Below are 16,946 nucleotides of genomic sequence, written 5' to 3' on the forward strand. Positions count from 1 at the left end.
ACGCCCCTTAGCCGTGAATACTCCATGCGCATTACATTTCAGCGGGGCGAAACACCAAGCGTCTTCGTCACGGACCCCGAGCTTTCGGCTTTGGCGGGTGAGCGGCCCCTGCCGCACGTCTATCATGATCCCCTGCGCCTGTGCCTCACGTTGCCAGGAACGCGCGAGTGGACCGGCACGATGCGGATCGATCAGACATTCGTACCCTGGGCCACAACGTGGCTTTACTATTTCGAGGACTGGCTGATCTCCGACGACTGGAAGGGCGGCGGCAAGCACCCCGATCCGACGGATAACGAGCGTTATGGTCGACGGGTGCGTCGCGCGACGCGGCAACCGAGGATCTGACGGCTATATTACAATACATGCGGCGTCCCCTTCTGCTTTGATGCTATCTACCTTAACTGACAACTTCCTCTCGCCTTCCGGCCCCTTATCCGCCGCCATGACGCACTTGAACATCGGCGGGACCAGCTTAGCCGGATCGGGAAGGCGCGGCTGCGAACGCGGTCCCGGCTAGAGCTTCGGAATAGGCAACGAAAACTGCGCATGGCGCGGGCCCAAACCGGCTTTACTATTCGGCCTATTGGAGAGCCGACAATGGGAACCCCGCTCTGACTCTTTCCTGAGGATGCTCTCCGAGGGCTACCCTTCGGCTCGCTTAGCGAAATGACGCACTCGGCGAGCCTTCAAAAAAGCTTCTGTCCGTCGCCATGAACCGCGCCAACATAGGCGCAATGAGTTTGGTCGAAGCCAAGCATATCGCTCGGTATCTCGGTTCTCATGATGAACACGTAATAGGAGCGCTATCTGGCGGCTCTATTGAGCAGTTTCTCTGGAATGATTCCGTCATGAAGCAAGGCACGCTTTAGCATCGAAATATCACGGCCGTTGTTCACCGCGATTGCGCCGGCAATTTTATCGTGACTATCGAGGAAGATTGCCGTCCAATTGTTCGTTTCAGGATCGTCCAGCACGACACTGCGGTCAGCATTTTGCAGCACTCCTAACGACTGAATGTTGTGTCCAAACTGGTCCGACCATAGCCACGGCGGCTCCGCATAATGCGAGTCAATCCCTGCCATGGATTTCGCCGCGACCAGCGATTGGCCCGAGGCCACCTTCCAGGACTCAAGTCGCTGACGAAACGCGCCGCCTAAGACGGGGTGTGACGTCACCTCTCCCGCAGCGAAGATCGCCGGATCAGATGTCTGGCAGCGATCATCCACGACAATACCATCATCGACGTCCAGCCCCGCGTCCGATGCAAGTTGGGTGTTGGGTTGAACCCCGATCCCGACAACGACTGCGTCGACATCTGCGAATGCATTCCAGCGCAATCGCAACGAACCATCATCCTGATGATGAATTGAATCGATCTTTGAGCCAAATTCGAACTGGACTCCGTTCAGGCGATGCAATTTCTCAGCCCAACGGCTCAGGATAGCAGGCATGCCGCGAGATAGTATCCGATCCGTCATCTCAAACAGAAAAACCTCGCAGGCCATCGCTCGAGCGGCGGCAGCAACCTCTAACCCAATGAACCCGCCGCCGATCACAGCAATTCGACGCGATTCCCGAAGCACGGATTTCAAGCGAACCGCGTCTTCAAGCGTTCGCAGATAGAGAATTTTCGAGCTTTGCCCGACGCTATCCGGCAATTTTCTCGCCCGCGATCCGGTCGCGAGGAGTAGCCGATCGTAAGCATAAGCATTTCCGCAAGCGGTTAGAATTTCGGAGCGGTTTCGATCGATCTGCGTCGCGGTTTGTCCGGGATGATACGAAATACCGTTCTCATGATAGGTCTCCGCGTTTGCCAGATAGCGCGGTGCGCCCTCGCCAAGGACTTCTTTGGACAGCGGCGGGCGATCATACGGCAGGCCGAGTTCGTCTCCGAGAATATCGATCTTGGCTTGTGGCGCCAACTCGCGAAGATGCACGGCGGCTGTGTGCCCCGCGAGGCCTGCTCCGACAATCACAAAACGCATTTTAGCGCTCCCTGTAGGGGAAGGGCACATTCGGCGCGCCCGTCCTCCTTATCCGCCGTTGACAGGCGCCGAGCACTCTCACATTCAATACCTTCAGCCGAAGGCTAGTTGGCAGATTCTGCTGATATTCATCTGCGACGCACTTGCTAGACGCTGTAGAAATCGAGCGCAGTGGCCATTTGATCGTTCGTAAGGGAAATCTTTTTGAATCCGATCAGCCAAGCCTCTCCAAGACGGCGCAGCCGAAATTCAAGGCGTCCGAAGTTGGTATGGCTTTTACAAGCGCGCGGATCGTACGTATGAACCGTGAAGCAGGCATTTCCCTCGATCGAATCCGTCGAGGCCGCATCGACCATGATGTTCGTATAGGAATGAACCGTGCGCGGAAGCGGCATCGCCGTGATGGACTTTCGCGACTGTATCCTGTCAATTCGGTCACTCAGCCCATATGAGTTCTCATGATATATCATTGAAAGCTCGCGGTTCGGATTGGACGTCGTCTCGTACTCGTCCTTCCAGGCCGGCACCCAGAAAATCGCATCGTCAGCGTAGAGCTTGACCCAATCGCGGAATTTCTTCTGATCCAGAAGTCTTGCCTCCGTGAAGAGAACGCGAGTAGCAATCTTCAGGTAATCATCCTCTGACATGTCGCTAACCTAGCCTTCCGAGGGATCACGAGTCATAAGGCGCAGCCATTCCCGGTAACCGGAATGAAAGCATGTCTCATCGCCGAACAGGGGCGCTCCATAGGTCCACCGATCAGGTGAAACCTGCAATTCGGAAGAGTAGTTGAGTGCCTCGCCGGACTTCGGCCTCAAGCCTCGCGCATACCCCTGCGTAGGACCAGCGAAACGAGCTCCGTAGCCGGTCTGGCAAAGCTCGTACATGACGTTGTCGTCGGACGTCGCAAGACCGCTCGGATTGAAGAAATCCTCATACAGACGGATGCGAACGCGGCGCGCCTCGTCACTTTCACCAACTGGGGCAAGACAGTGAGACGTAATCTCCGTCTTGTCCGGAGCCAATGGCCGCCACGTCCGCAACTGCAGCGTGCCGATATCAACGATCTGCAGGTTAGGATAAATCGTGAGATTGCGCTGACGAAACATCCACTTGAGCTTGTCTTCCCGAGTCTGCCCCTGAACCGTCGACAGAAGTTTGCCATCCTGATTGAGAGGGCGGAGCTTATAAACCCTTGACGCATGAATGGACCACATCATCGCGTGCCCCCTCGCCAGGCTGAAGCTTCCTTGCGCGTCGGGGTCGGTCTCTGTCGGATTCCACGGCTTTACTTCTAGCGGTCCTCTCCGCACTTCACGCTTCTTGAGAACGTCGATATACGAACTGTGCGTTGAAGCGAAGTGGTAATAATCAAGCCCGTTCTCGAACTGAAGCTTCCAATTGGCGTCGAACGTGTAGCTTACGTTTCCGTCAACGAACTCCAGCCCTTCGATGCCCTGATCGACAACGAGATCGATAAACGCGCGCGCGTCACCAAGATGCTCCTCTAGCGTCGGCACGTCGGGCGACACGCTTGCAAACAGAAGCCCTCGATAGCTTGCAATCTTGGGAACAGGCTTGAGGCCATGATCATCCGCAAGAAAGGACGGCGGATACTGGCCATCCTTCTCATCGGTCATCGAAACATTCTTGCCGGCACTATCGTACGACCACCCATGATAGCGACAAACATGGAATTTCTGATTGCCCTTCTTAAAGGGGCAAACGATCGCCCCGCGGTGGCGACAGGTGTTAAAGAAGCATCGAATTTCTCCAGTCCCGTCCTTTGTAATCAGGACGGGGTGGCGCCCGATGTACGTCGTCACGAAGTCATTCGGCTTGCGTAACTGACTTTCCAGCCCGACGAAAACCCAAGTCCCCTCGAAAACGTGAGTAAGTTCGCGCTCAAAAATATCCTGGTCGGTGAACACCGTCCGATCTACCCGAAATATTCCGTCATCGGGTCGATCGTCCAGCAGCTTCGAAACCATTTCGGGTGTGATTGGCCCACCTCTGACACCACCGTCGCTCGGCCTCACAGGGCTGGGTACTTCCGACCTGAAGCTGGTCAATTCGACCTCCTCTATTTTTCTTGTAGCAAAGCGGAGCGGCTATTTCGGACGAGATGGGGGCGTCACACAAAATGGCGACATCGTCGCCCCCCTTGCCGTTAAGTTAGGTTGACGCGTCGGGATTAGACGGTGCCGAGGTGACATCGATTTCCACAGCATCACCGGCGACACGAACAGGATAGGTTGCCAGGGCCGTTTCTGCTGGTGAGGTCAACGCCGCGCCCGTTCGAACATCGAAGCGGGCGCCATGAAGCGGGCACTCGATCTCGTAACCATCGAGCCAACCGTCGGACAGAAGTGCATAGGCATGAGTACAAACGTCAGACGTGGCAAAATACTCTTCGCCGCAGCGGTAGAGCGCAACTTTGCATCCGTTGATATTGAGCTGCTGAATGCTGTCATCCGACACATCTTTCGTAAGAGCGGCTTTTACCCAGTTAGTCATTCGAGTCGACGCTCGCTTTTGGATTGTTGCGAACTTCAGTTCTTTCCGAACATATTCTTCCAGGCCTCGGTGCCCGGCTTCGCTTCCCATTGTTTGCTGTCGGACAACGTATTTATGCCCGCCCTAACCCCCGGACGGTCTTTGATCGCCTGGTACCATCGATCAATGTTCGGGTACTCCGACAAGTCACGTCGATGCAGCTTTCGCGTGCGAACCCAAGGGAATGTGCTGATGTCAGCGATGGAATACTCGCCGGCGAGATATTCAAATTCGCCAAGGCGCTTCTCGAGAATGTTGTATATTCGACCAACTTCCCGATCATAACGTTCGATCGCGTAATCGATCTTCTCAGTCGCATACACCATGAAGTGGTGCGCTTGGCCCAGCATTGGACCCATCGTCGTATTCTGAAATACAAGCCACTTTAGCGTATCGTAGCGCTTTTCAGGATCCTGAGAGAGAAATCTACCGGACTTTTCCGCGAGATAGATAAGAACGACCGCGGATTCAAAAACTGCATATGGCTTGTTGTGCGGGCCATCGTGATCCACGATGGCCGGCACTTTGTTATTTGGATTGATCTTCAGAAATTCCGGATGAAACTGCTCACCTGCCGTTATATCAACCGGAACTACACGATACTCCAAGTCCAACTCTGCCAGCATTATGGCTGCTTTATACCCGTTCGGGGTTGGCCAGAAGTATAGATCAATCATCGCAGAGGACTCCTATCCGACGATCTTGAGCCCTGCTGGCTTGTCAACGATCAGCCCAGGGTTCAACATCCACTTCGGGTCCAGTTCGGTCTTGGCGGCTGCCAGCACACGGCGGAACAACGGATCGACTTCCTTGTCGTACCAAGGACGGAACGATTTTCCGACAGCATGGTGGTGCGTGATGGTTGCGCCGAGTTCGATTAGCGCGTCCGACGCAACGTCGTGGAGCATCTTATAGGCTTCAAGGCTGTTGGCGTGCGTCGAAGGAGCCATGATCGAATAGTAAGGAGCCGGGCCGTCCGGATACAGGAAGGAGAACCTGCGGCAGACGATGCCGCCGCCAAGATTTTCCTTCTGGGCCTTCCGGATGCGACGCATGATCTCGGTATCGACTTCTTCGAACCGATCCCAAGTGTAGGCAGTTTCGAACGTGAAGCTGACGATTCCCATCGCTGCGCGCGTATGCATCAACCGGGGCAGATATCTGAACTGGTGCCGCCAGTTACCCTGCGGCCCGCTACGGCTGGTCTCCAGCGCGTTGTCCGCAGTTCCCGCCTGTTGCTTCACGACGCCACCGAAGTCCTTGCAGATTTCGAGACTACGCTCCAGCCACGCGTCCACCGGATGGTCGGCGGATTCGAAGCCCAGCAACAGGACCGAATCGGTGCCGTCTCCAGCGCCGTAGAATTTGGCGTCCTGCTCGTCCAGATAGCGACAGTTCGCCGGGAACAGTCCTGCTTGGGTGATCTGACGGACGGCCTTGGCACCCTGATAGAACGTCTTGAAGGAGATCGACGCATTCGCACGGAATTTCACACGCCCCTGTAGACGCATCCATGCATCGGTGATGATGCCCAGCGAGCCCTCAGACCCGATGAACAGCCGATCCGGATTGGGTCCCGCACCCGAGCCTGGCAGGCGGCGGTTCTGGATCGTTCCCGCCGGGGTGACCACGCGCAGGCTTTCCACCATGTCGTCAATATGCGTGAGATGGGTCGCATAGTGACCGGACGAGCGGGTTGCGATCCAACCGCCCAGCGATGAGAATTCCCACGATTGCGGAATATGGCGCAAGGTGAGGCCATGCGGCTTCAGTTGTTCTTCCAGAGCCGGACCGAGAATGCCCGCCTGGATCCGCGCGCAGCGCGACACGGGGTCGACTTCGAGAATCTTGTTGAGGTTGCCCAAGTCGATTACGACGACCCCGGGAAAGGCGTCGCGCTCGGGACCCCAGAAGCCGCCGGTGACGCTCGATCCGCCGCCATACGGGATGCATGCATAACTATTTTCCCCGCACCAGTCGAAGATGGCAGCGATGTCTTCTTCGTCGCGCGGATAGGCCACGACGTCCGGAGCCTTCTTGAAATCGCGCCGGTAGATAAGGGTCATGTCCTTGAAACCCTTACCGTACGTATGAACAATTCTGTCCCATTTTTCCGAGGTACAGAAATCCTCCAGCGTTCGCGGGATCTTTATGCGCGACGCATAAAGTTCAATCTCGTCCAGAGTCGGGTCTGACAGAATTTCGATGTCTTTAATTCCAAGCCGCTGCTCCACGCGGTCTCGCATGGTTCGGATTTCGTCCTTGGAATTAGCTTCACCTTCATATCCCCACGACCAGAACTTCCTTCGCTGGCCGTAGTAGCCACTCTTTTCCTTCGCCACAGCGCTTCTCCTTCGAGATTTTCGACGTAAATCAACCATCCAGGTGCGCATGCGTTTTGGTAGACATCGCGATCTGGTTCGACCAAATTGGCATATCCAATTCGGTCGGTCAATGGTTCTCGGAGTAGATAAGCACCCCGGAGCTACGCCACCGCGACAACATTCGCCTTGACACCGCCGCCAAGAGCACGCTTGAATGGTATGACCAGATTGGATGTGCCAGATTGCAACTGATCTGCAAATAGAGAACTCACCTCATTTTTTGATGAGCGGGCGTTCAGCGGCCTTTTTCACATAGAGAGGGACAAGAGCGTGGTGCTGTCGGACCAAGCCAATCTGCATGGTGAGCGCGCCCTCCAATGGACCGCGTCATGCTGAGATATCTAATTCGTCGCCTTGTCGCCCTTGTGCCGACGTTCCTGTTAGCGAGCGTTATTGTGTTCTCGGCCATTCGCCTGATACCGGGAAACACGATCGACATGATGATGTCGCAGAACGACATCTCGGCCAGCGTCCAGACCCGCGAAGATCTTATCAAGGCACTCGGGCTCGATCAGCCGGTCCTTGTACAATATTGGCACTGGATCAGCTCGATTGTGTTCCACGGAGATTTCGGTCGCTCGCTTTGGACGGGAGATAGCGTCACCCGCCTCGTCGCCGAGCGCATGCCGATTACTCTGTATCTAGGCGTGCTGGCCATGATATTCGCGCTCTTGATCGCGCTGCCCGTCGGGATCATCTCGGCGATCCGGCAAAACAAGCCGGTCGATTATCTCGGCCGTGTCTTTGCCATCACGGCCCTGTCCGTCCCGCCTTTTTGGCTCGGGACATTAGTGGTGGTCGTGCCGGCGATGCTCTGGGGGATCGCTCCGACCGTGCAATATGTTCGGCTGACCGACGATCCCCTCCTTAGCCTCCGCCAGATGGTGCCGCCCGCCATCGTCCTCGGCATCGCCTTGTCGGGAGTGACGATGCGGATGACCCGCACCATGGTCCTCGAAGTCATGCGCCAGGATTATGTCCGTACAGCTTGGAGCAAGGGTCTCGACGAGCGGACGGTCGTCCTGCGCCATGTCCTCAAAAACGCGCTTCTGCCGGTCATAACCATCGTCGGGTTGCAGTTGCCCCTGCTGATCGGTGGCGCGGTCGTGATTGAGCAGATCTTCGTGATCTCCGGTATGGGCCAACTACTCCTGATGGCGGTGTCGCAGCGGGACTATCCGGTCATTACGGGCATCTTTCTTCTCGTGGGCGTCGGCGTAATGACGATCAACCTGCTCGTCGACATCAGCTACGCCCTCCTAGATCCCAAGATTCGTCAGGGCTGAACGCATGACTATCGAGTCACCTCTGAAGATCGAAACAGGTCCCGGGCGAGGCGCTTGGGCAGCACCCGTCAGGACTTTCTTCAGTCGCCTTTTTAAGCAGGATATCCTCGGAACGGTTTGCGCCGGCCTTCTCGCCGCGATCGTGGTCTGCGCACTCTTGGCACCTTGGATCGCACCGTACGACTTCGACGCGATCGACCTTACATCGCTGATGCAAGGGCCGTCCTGGTCGCACCACCTCGGCACAGACGAACTCGGACGCGACATCCTCAGCCGCATCATCTATGGAGCCCGTACTTCCGTTATCGTCTGTATCACCGCCGCGCTGCTATCGCTCGCCCTATCGGTCACGCTCGGGGTTCTGTCCGGGTATTTCGGCGGACGTCTCGATGCCCTGGTTCAGCGGTTCGTCGATACCTGGCAGAGCTTTCCCGACCTAATCGTGCTGATCGCGGGCGTCGCGGTTCTCGGCCCCGGGATCGTGCAGATCATCGCCCTCCTCGGCATCCTCTACGGCGTTGCCGGTTCGCGCATCGTACGCGGCGCGGTCCTGTCGGCGCGCGAGCAACTGTACGTGCAGGCGGGCCATTCCTTCGGCGCCGGTAACTGGCACATTATTCTCCGGCACATCCTGCCGACGATCGCCGCGCCCCTCATCGTGCTTTACACCACGCGCCTCGGCGGCGTGATCCTGGCCGAATCGAGTCTCAGCTTCCTTGGTCTTGGTGTGCCACCGCCCGCACCCGCGTGGGGCCGTATGCTGAGCGATGCCCGCCCTTACATGTTCGAGAACGTCTGGATGGTCGCGGCCCCTGGCCTCGCGATAACTCTGATCGTTTTTTGCGTGAACATCTTCGGAGACTCTCTCCGCGATCTTCTCGATCCACGCGGAATAGTGCGCAATTGAGCGAAAAACCATAACACTAAGGAGGAGCAAGGAATGGTAGGCCGACATCTCGGAACTATGGCGGTTATCGCGCTCGGGACTGTGATTGCGACCCAAGCCGTGAGCGCCCAGGAACCCAAATACGGTGGCACGCTGACCATCGTTCCTTACTCCCCGGGGATTGCGGCGTTGTCGTGGGATCCCGCCGACTGGAACTGGAAGGTCTCTATCGATGCTGGGCCCTACATGGAGCAGTTGATGGTGGGCGATCTAAGCAAAGGCGTACGTGGCGGCGGGAAGAACAACTTTTTCAGCGAGGCCTGGCTCAGCGACGACGTGCTGCGCGGCGAACTCGCAGAGAGCTGGGAGGTCGTCGACAAACCGCTCTCGATCGTTATCAACCTGCGCAAGAACGTGAAATGGCAGGCCTGCAAAGGCATCATGGAAGCGCGCGACTTTACCGCCAAAGACGTCGTGTTCGCGTATAACCGTCTCGTCGCTAGTCCGAAGGCGAACAAAGTCTATTTTTCCTTCATCGACAGGGCCGAGGAGACGGGACCGCACCAGGTGACCTTCTTCCTGAAGGAGTACAACTCGGAGTGGAAGTACCGCCTCGGCTACGGCTATTACGCCGGCATCTATCCCAAAGAGATCACGGAGGCCCCTAACGGCGGTGCTGGCAACTGGCAGAATGCCTGCGGCACGGGTCCCTTCCGGTTGACGCGGTATGAGGCCGGGGCCTTCGGGGATTATCAGGCTAACAAGGAGTACTGGGACCGCGAGACGATCGACGGCAAACCTTACAAGATCCCATTCGTCGATAACCTTGTGATGCGGACGATCGGGGATTCACAGACACGCCTAGCCGCCTTCCGCACCGGCAAGATCGATGTCATGGCGAATATCAACTGGGACGAACTCAAGTCACTGGCGCCGATCCAAGATAAAATCAAAGTCATCGAACACCCCGACTATGCGGGTGAGGCACTGGCAATGCGGGTCGATGCACCACCCTTCGACAACCCGAAGGTGCGTCTCGCCTTGAATCTCGCGGTCGACCGGGCCGCCATCTCGAAGCAGATCTATGGCGGCCACGCCGACTTTCCGCACCTGCCGATGGACGAAACTTGGGAAGGCTATTTCACGCCGCCCGAAAAGATGCCGAACGATGCCCGGGAGGTTCTCCAGTACGATCCGGCCAAGGCCAAGAAGCTCCTCGCCGAAGCGGGTCTTGCGAATGGTTTCGAGTTCAAGGCACAGGTTCCGAGCTTCCCTGAGCAGCTAAAGAAAGCGCAGATTGTAGCCGGATATCTGTCGGCAATCGGCGTAAAGATGACCATCGAGCCAAAGGAGTATGGAGCGTTTCTCAGTCTGATGACCACCGGCAAGCACGGCCCCGGCTATTGGCATCTCGCAGGCATGAGCAATCCGACGGCCTCAATCGAGAAACTGTACCGGTCCTCTTCCGTCTGGAATTCGGCCCGCGTCAACGACCCGAAGGTCGATGCGGCACTCGACACCATCCAGCAGGAGAGGGACCCGGACAAGGTCAAGAAGGGCGTCGCCGCGCTCACCAATGAGATGACCGCGCGAGCGCCATTCCTGTTTCTGCCCAGGCCGCGCTCGTTCACGGTATGGTGGCCGTGGGTCAAGAATTACTATGGTGAGATTTCGGTCTCCGCTCGGCGTGATGCGCCGGTCTGGGCGCGCGCTTGGATCGATCAGGATCTAAAGAAGTCGATGGGCTTCTGATCGATGCACGGAACTTTGGAAATGTCGGGGCCCCCGATACTGGATGTACGCGGGCTCTGCGTGGGCATCTGGTCGGGCAAGACGGAGCTGAGTGCTGTCGCAGACGTTTCGTTCCGGGCCTATTCAGGCCAGGTCGTGGCGCTCGTAGGCGAAAGCGGCGCGGGCAAGAGCATCACCGCGATGTCGCTCACCCATCTACTGCCAATGCCACCGATCAAGATCACGGCCGGCGAAATACGCCTCTCCGGCCGTGATATGCAGACGCAGTCACCAAAACAGATCAGGGACATCCGAGGCAACGAGGTCGGCATCGTTTTCCAGGAGCCGATGACAGCGCTGAACCCAAGCCTGCGCATCTGGCGCCAGATCGCCGAGCCGCTGGTGCGTCATCGCCGGATGTCCTGGAGCGCCGCCAAAGCGCAGGCGATCTACCTTCTCAAGAAGGTCCGCATCCCGGATGCAGAGACCAAAGCCGAGGCCTATCCTCACCAGCTCAGTGGGGGTATGCGCCAGCGTGTCATGGTTGCTATCGCGATCTCCTGCGAGCCAAGACTCATCATCGCGGACGAGCCGACGACAGCACTCGACGTCACCGTGCAGGCGCAGATTTTGACGCTTCTCACTGACCTTACCCGCGGATTGGGCGGGGCGCTGCTTCTCATCACGCACGATCTCGGCGTCGTGGCGCGCTACGCCGACTGGGTCAACGTGATGTATGCCGGCCGCATCGTCGAGACAGCGGCGGCCGACGACCTCTATCGCGATGGGCGCCATCCTTATACGCACGCCCTCCTCGCCTCCGTGCCCAAGATCGTCGGTCCGATCGCTCATCGGCTCGAGTCGATCGCTGGGCAGCCACCCGCCCCCTCCGACGGAACCGGGGGCTGCGCCTTCGCACCGCGCTGCCCACGTCGGACCGAACGGTGCGACGAACGCCCTCCGCTTAGCGGCGACGAACGCACACGGAACGGCCATCTGTTCGCGTGCTGGAATCCGCTATGAACGACGTAGCAACGAATATTCTCGAGGTCTCGGACCTGTGCGTCGACTATGCAAGCACAACCTCTTTCGGCGTAACGGGCGCCCCCTCCGTTCGAGCTGTCAAGGGCATATCCCTCACACTCCAGCGCGGCGAAACTCTCTCGCTCGTCGGCGAAAGCGGTTGCGGCAAATCCACCACGGCCATGGCCATACTACAACTGACGCCGCCGAGCGGCGGCCGGGTCGTGTTCGACGGACGCGATATCACGGGCTTCAGTCATCGCCAGATGCGACCGCTAAGGCGTGAGATGCAGATCATCTACCAGGATCCGTTCGGGTCGCTAAATCCCCGCATGACAATCGCCGACCTGATCGCCGAACCGATGGCGATTCAGGGCGTCGGCAGATCGGGCCACGAGCGCCGCGCGAAGGCTGCCGAACTCCTAGATACGGTCGGAATGGGTACTCGCTTCCTCGACCGCTATCCGCACCAACTCAGCGGCGGCCAGCGTCAGCGGGTCGCCATCGCGCGCGCCCTGTCACTGCGTCCGAAACTGCTCATCTGTGATGAGCCGGTCTCAGCTCTCGACGTCTCAGTGCAGGCCCAGGTTCTGAACTTGTTTTCCGACCTCAAGGAGCAGTTCGGCTTGTCCTATCTGTTCATCTCGCACGACCTCGGCGTCGTCCGACACATGAGCGATCGGGTCGCAGTGATGTATCTCGGACGCATCGTCGAGATCGCGACGCGCGACGACCTCTACGGCGAACCGCTCCATCCCTACACGCGCATTCTTCTCGATGCGGTAGCGGTGCCGGACCCGCAAATCGAGCGCGCCCGCGATCACGTGCTCCTTCAGGGCGAGGTGCCGAGCGTCGCCACCCCCCCGCCCGGCTGTCCATTTCACCCTCGCTGTCAGTCCGCCATGCCGGTCTGCAGCCGCGAAATTCCGCCGCTGCGGTTGCACGGCAATCGGCAGATCGCCTGCCATCTGTATGATGAGACAGCAGCCAATAAGGCAATCGAAGCCGCGATGGACGGAAATGGCAATCCAAACTAGGACGTCAGAGCGGTCGCTTGTCCGCACCTAGCCCAAGCACCCCTTTAGGACGTCAGGCAACGGGCCGCCCATCGCCCAATCGACCAACTCCACCGTGTGGACGACTGGAATGCGTGTTCCAGCACCAATCTGCGTTATGCAGCCGAGATTTCCACTCGCAATGATTTGCGGTTTGACCTTCTCAATGTTGGTGACCTTTCGTGCGCGCAGTCGATTGGCGATCTCAGGCTGCAGTACGTTGTATGTTCCGGCGGAGCCGCAACATATGTGGCCTTCCGGTACTTCTCTCACTACAAACCCCATTCGCCTCAAAAGTGACTTCGGCTGATCTCTAACCTGCTGTCCATGCTGCATCGAGCATGCCGAATGGTAAGCCACGACCTGGCCGGTAGTCCGAACACCGTCTTGAAGCGGTAATTCATGCAAGAATTCTGTGATGTCCCGCGCTAGAGCCGAGATCCGTACGGCTTTCTGAGCGTAGGCGTTATCGTTGCGAAGTAGGAAGCCATAATCTTTAATGACCGTTCCGCAACCGGACGTCGTAACCACGATGGCGTCGAGGCCGCCGTTCTCGATTTCGCGTGTCCATACATCCACGTTGTGTCGAGCCGCATCCAGCGCCCGACTTTCGTATCCCAAGTGCTGCACGAGAGCTCCGCAGCACCCTTCGTCGATCGGTTGAACTACTTCGATACCGTGACGCGTCAACAACCGGATTGCAGCCTCGTTGATGTTCTGGCCGAGGACCTGCTGGGCACATCCGCTCAGAAGCGCAACCCGACCGCGCGGCCTATCGACGGTCGCGCCCGGTAACCTTCGGGTCGGCCTTCTTCGCTTGAATGACGACGAAAGTTCAATCATCGCGGCGAGTTGCGCGCCGCCGGGAAGATTGGCGAGCCACTTTCTGATCGGCCTGCTCACGGTAGCCACGCGTAAAGCCAACCTAAGTCGGCCCGGAAACGGCAGCACCTTCGCCAACATGCCTCGAAGCAACCGATCAGGCAGAGGACGCGTATAGGTTCGGGCGATATGGGCTCGCGCGTGATCGACCAGGTGCATGTAGTGCACGCCGGACGGACAGGTCGTCATGCAGGAAAGACACGTCAGACATCGATCGATATGCTCGACGACCTGAGGGGTCGCCGGCTTTTCCTCCTCCAACATGTCCTTGATCAGATAGATGCGCCCGCGCGGACTGTCCGCTTCGTCACCAAGAAGCAGATATGTCGGGCATGTCGCAGTACAAAAGCCGCAATGCACACAGGCACGGAGGATTTTTTCTGACTCGCTTACATGTGCATCGGCCAAGGCCGTCAGCGAGAAGTTTGTTTGCATACCAGTCCGCCTCGCCTCAGATACCGGCGTACATCCTGCCGAAATTTAGAACGCGGTCAGGATCGAAAGATTTCTTGATTTCCTGCGTCAACTTGAGCACCGCAGGAGGAAGCGGCTCGAACACATCGATCCTGCGGCGAATCTCCGATGAAGCCCGTACGAGTGTGGCGTGCCCACCGGTATTGACCATAGCTTCCCGAACGACCGACGCTCCCGCATCGTCAGCGCCCACGACCGCGAGCCACACGAGACCACCGCCCCAGTCGTAGAAATACCGCACGCCGAGTTTTCGCCGGATGTCAGCAAGAGCACGCGGCGCTTTGGAGGGGGCCAAGGACAACCGCCAAATGGAACGATCCATTGGCTGAGCCAGCCAGTGCGCGTCGCGGATGCGCAACCAAAAGTTTGCGCTTTCATCCCCTTCGATCAGGTCGGGCAGCCCAAAGGAGCACCAGAGCCTGGCAAGTTCGCGGGATCCGTAGGCTACCGAGCCCTCGGACCCCTCTAGTCGAACGATCGTAGTCGAGTCCGACCCAATACTCGCCGGGATATGCGCCGCCGCCGAGACCGCGAAAGTCGACCCGAGCGCTGCGGTTAGCGCCGAAATCGCTGTCATGTCGTCCAAGCCGCGCAATCCCAGCGATAGGGAACGCGCCGGCTTCGGCAACACCTTGAAGATGGCTTCGCTCAAAACGCCGAGCGTGCCCCACGCACCGCAGGTCAGCTTGACCAAATCGAGCCCGGTGACATTCTTCATCACGCGCCCGCCGGATTTCACGATGTCTCCGCGGCCCGTGACCAAGCGAACGCCGATCAGGCTGTCGCGACAAGCTCCGACCGCGACACGACGCGGACCCGAAACATTCCCGGCGACAATACCTCCGATTGTCGGCTCTGCGCTCGTCCCGAACAACACACGATGATCCATCGGCTCGAACGGAAGCATCTGGTTGTGCTTGGCGAGCATCCGATCGATTTCGGAAACCGGCGTTCCAGGCAAAGCACCGATGACGAGCTCTGTCGGCTCATAAAGTGAAACTCCGCGCATGCGCTCGGTCGTTAGAGGCATAGCGTATCCACCCAGCGGTCGGCCCATCGCCGACTTGGAGCCGGCGCCGCGCACGACGAGAGGCATCTTTGCTGTAGCCGCATCCTTGATGGCAGACGACAGTCCGCACTCGTCGCGCGGCTTATAGCAATCGGTCATCACACTCCCGTCACCCTAACCTTGACATCGAAAATCGAGGGGAAACACCTTATCCGTATTGAGCAGCCATCGCGGATCGAACGCGGCGCGCACCCGAATCTGTTGAGCCAGATCGGCATCGTCAAACTGGCAGCGCATTAGATCACGCTTCTCGATACCGACACCGTGCTCGCCCGTCAGGCACCCACCAACTTCAACGCAGAGCCTGAGAATGTCATCTCCCGCTGCTTCCGCCTTCGACTGCTGCGACGGATCGTTCGCGTTGTAGAGGATGAGCGGATGCATGTTGCCGTCACCGGCATGGAAAACATTCGCGACACGCAATCCGTGTCGCTGTACGATCTTGGAGATCTCCGCCAAAACGTACGACAGCTTGCCGGTCGGCACCGTGCCGTCCATGCACAAATAGTCAGCGACTCGCCCGGTCGCACCGAAAGCCGACTTCCGCCCCTTCCAGATTGCCGCCGTCTCAATTGCCGACCTGCTCTCGCGCACTGTCGTCGCACCATTCGCACGAGCGATGGCGGTGATGTCCGCCAGCGTCGCGTCCATCTCGGCGTCGGACCCTTCGACCTCTACAATCAGAAGGGCCTCGACATCGAGCGGATAGCCGGCCTTGGCGAAGGCCTCGCAGATCTCGATGGCGGCCTTGTCCATGTATTCGATGGCTACGGGAATGATACCGGCGGCAATGACGTCCGCAACCGCCTTGCCCGCTCCCTCGCAAGACGGGAAACCGAACAGAACCGGGCGCGCTCCCTCGGCCGATTTCAGAATTCGGAGGGTCGCTTCGGTCACTATCCCGAGCTGCCCCTCGGAGCCGACGACCAGGCCCAGCAGATCGAGTCCAGCGCTATCGAGATAGTCACCGCCGAGATCGATGATCGATCCATCGATCAGTACCATCCTTACGCCGAGGAGGTTATTGGTCGTGACTCCATACTTCAGGCAATGCGCGCCTCCGGAGTTGTTGGCAATGTTGCCTCCGATCGTGCAGGCAAGTTGAGAGGAAGGGTCTGGCGCATAGAAGAAGCCGTTCTCCGCCACCACCGCCGTTACGCTCAAATTTGTGACTCCCGCTTCGACGCGGATGAAGCGGTCATCGTAGTTGACCGCGAGCACCCGATTCATCTTTGAAAGTCCGAGAACGACGGCGTCTTCACTCGGAATTGCCCCGCCGGCGAGAGACGTACCTGCGCCGCGCGGCACGACCTTGACGCCGGTGTCGTGACAGTATTTCAAAACGGCACTCACCTCTTCGGTCGTCTTCGGTAGGACGACGGCGAGCGGCATCTTGCGATAGGCCGTCAACGCATCTGTCTCATAAGCCCGACACTCGTCCGTCGACGTTATTAGCCCAGCGGGGTCAACAAGGCGGGTTAGATCGTTTATGATTGAATCTCGGCGCGCGAGGATTTCTCGATTTGGTTCGGTGAACCTAATTTTGCTCATCGTATCCTCGTCATCGGATATTTTTCCGATGGGTCAGTCGCGGCCTGATGCAATCGACATA

The 16,946-nt window shown here is 58.2% G+C and carries 15 protein-coding genes; 6 read left to right on the forward strand and 9 right to left on the reverse strand.

What is annotated here, in order from left to right:
- Window positions 1–24 precede the first annotated feature (24 nt).
- Window positions 25–348: a hypothetical protein gene (locus I554_RS0106835; RefSeq protein WP_192817750.1), complete on the forward strand. Its 324-nt coding sequence runs from the start codon at window positions 25–27 to the stop codon at window positions 346–348.
- A 458-nt stretch (window positions 349–806) separates the two neighbouring features.
- On the opposite strand, the gene I554_RS0106845 is transcribed toward I554_RS0106835, so the two are convergent.
- From I554_RS0106845 to I554_RS0106870, 6 genes are all read right to left on the reverse strand, one after another.
- Entirely contained in the window at window positions 807–1,988 is a 1,182-nt protein-coding gene (locus I554_RS0106845; protein WP_006018767.1) for an FAD-dependent oxidoreductase, read from the reverse strand.
- A gap of 146 nt (window positions 1,989–2,134) precedes the next feature.
- On the reverse strand, window positions 2,135–2,635 hold the full coding sequence (locus tag I554_RS0106850) for an aromatic-ring-hydroxylating dioxygenase subunit beta (protein ID WP_006018766.1): 501 nt from the start codon (window positions 2,633–2,635) through the stop codon (window positions 2,135–2,137).
- A gap of 9 nt (window positions 2,636–2,644) precedes the next feature.
- Complete coding sequence (locus I554_RS0106855; RefSeq protein WP_237863165.1) at window positions 2,645–3,979, reverse strand: aromatic ring-hydroxylating dioxygenase subunit alpha; 1,335 nt, start codon at window positions 3,977–3,979, stop codon at window positions 2,645–2,647.
- A 184-nt stretch (window positions 3,980–4,163) separates the two neighbouring features.
- Window positions 4,164–4,505: a non-heme iron oxygenase ferredoxin subunit gene (locus I554_RS0106860; RefSeq protein ID WP_006018764.1), complete on the reverse strand. Its 342-nt coding sequence runs from the start codon at window positions 4,503–4,505 to the stop codon at window positions 4,164–4,166.
- Between the two features lie 35 nt (window positions 4,506–4,540).
- Entirely contained in the window at window positions 4,541–5,221 is a 681-nt protein-coding gene (locus I554_RS0106865; RefSeq protein ID WP_006018763.1) for a glutathione S-transferase N-terminal domain-containing protein, read from the reverse strand.
- Between the two features lie 12 nt (window positions 5,222–5,233).
- A complete protein-coding gene (locus tag I554_RS0106870) occupies window positions 5,234–6,886 on the reverse strand; it encodes an FAD-binding oxidoreductase (RefSeq protein ID WP_006018762.1) in 1,653 nt (550 codons plus the stop codon).
- A 371-nt stretch (window positions 6,887–7,257) separates the two neighbouring features.
- On the opposite strand from I554_RS0106870, the gene I554_RS0106880 reads away from it, so the two are divergent.
- The 5 genes from I554_RS0106880 to I554_RS0106900 are packed head-to-tail and all read left to right on the forward strand — an operon-like array spanning window position 7,258 to window position 12,891.
- Window positions 7,258–8,214, forward strand: a complete 957-nt coding sequence (locus I554_RS0106880) for an ABC transporter permease (RefSeq protein ID WP_006018761.1) — start codon at window positions 7,258–7,260, stop codon at window positions 8,212–8,214.
- A gap of 4 nt (window positions 8,215–8,218) precedes the next feature.
- A complete protein-coding gene (locus tag I554_RS0106885) occupies window positions 8,219–9,121 on the forward strand; it encodes an ABC transporter permease (protein ID WP_006018760.1) in 903 nt (300 codons plus the stop codon).
- A gap of 33 nt (window positions 9,122–9,154) precedes the next feature.
- A complete protein-coding gene (locus I554_RS0106890; protein ID WP_024574823.1) occupies window positions 9,155–10,852 on the forward strand; it encodes an ABC transporter substrate-binding protein in 1,698 nt (565 codons plus the stop codon).
- Between the two features lie 60 nt (window positions 10,853–10,912).
- Window positions 10,913–11,854: an ABC transporter ATP-binding protein gene (locus I554_RS0106895; RefSeq protein WP_237863167.1), complete on the forward strand. Its 942-nt coding sequence runs from the start codon at window positions 10,913–10,915 to the stop codon at window positions 11,852–11,854.
- Window positions 11,851–12,891 carry an oligopeptide/dipeptide ABC transporter ATP-binding protein gene (locus I554_RS0106900; RefSeq protein ID WP_006018757.1) on the forward strand — a complete coding sequence of 347 codons (1,041 nt, stop codon included), beginning with the start codon at window positions 11,851–11,853 and terminating at the stop codon, window positions 12,889–12,891. Before I554_RS0106895 ends, I554_RS0106900 begins: the two co-directional genes overlap by 4 nt.
- A gap of 27 nt (window positions 12,892–12,918) precedes the next feature.
- Here I554_RS0106900 and glcF read toward each other — a convergent pair whose 3' ends face one another.
- The 3 genes from glcF to I554_RS0106915 are packed head-to-tail and all read right to left on the reverse strand — an operon-like array spanning window position 12,919 to window position 16,885.
- The gene (gene glcF, locus I554_RS0106905) at window positions 12,919–14,226 is read right to left on the reverse strand and encodes a glycolate oxidase subunit GlcF (RefSeq protein WP_006018756.1); all 1,308 of its coding nucleotides are present in this window, start codon (window positions 14,224–14,226) and stop codon (window positions 12,919–12,921) included.
- 16 nt (window positions 14,227–14,242) lie between these two features.
- Complete coding sequence (gene glcE, locus I554_RS0106910; RefSeq protein ID WP_006018755.1) at window positions 14,243–15,433, reverse strand: glycolate oxidase subunit GlcE; 1,191 nt, start codon at window positions 15,431–15,433, stop codon at window positions 14,243–14,245.
- A 15-nt stretch (window positions 15,434–15,448) separates the two neighbouring features.
- Window positions 15,449–16,885, reverse strand: coding sequence for an FAD-linked oxidase C-terminal domain-containing protein (locus I554_RS0106915; protein WP_006018754.1), 1,437 nt, complete (start codon window positions 16,883–16,885; stop codon window positions 15,449–15,451).
- Window positions 16,886–16,946: the final 61 nt, after the last annotated feature.

The organism is Afipia sp. OHSU_II-C1 (genome assembly GCF_000497575.1).
GTDB lineage: Bacteria > Pseudomonadota > Alphaproteobacteria > Rhizobiales > Xanthobacteraceae > Afipia.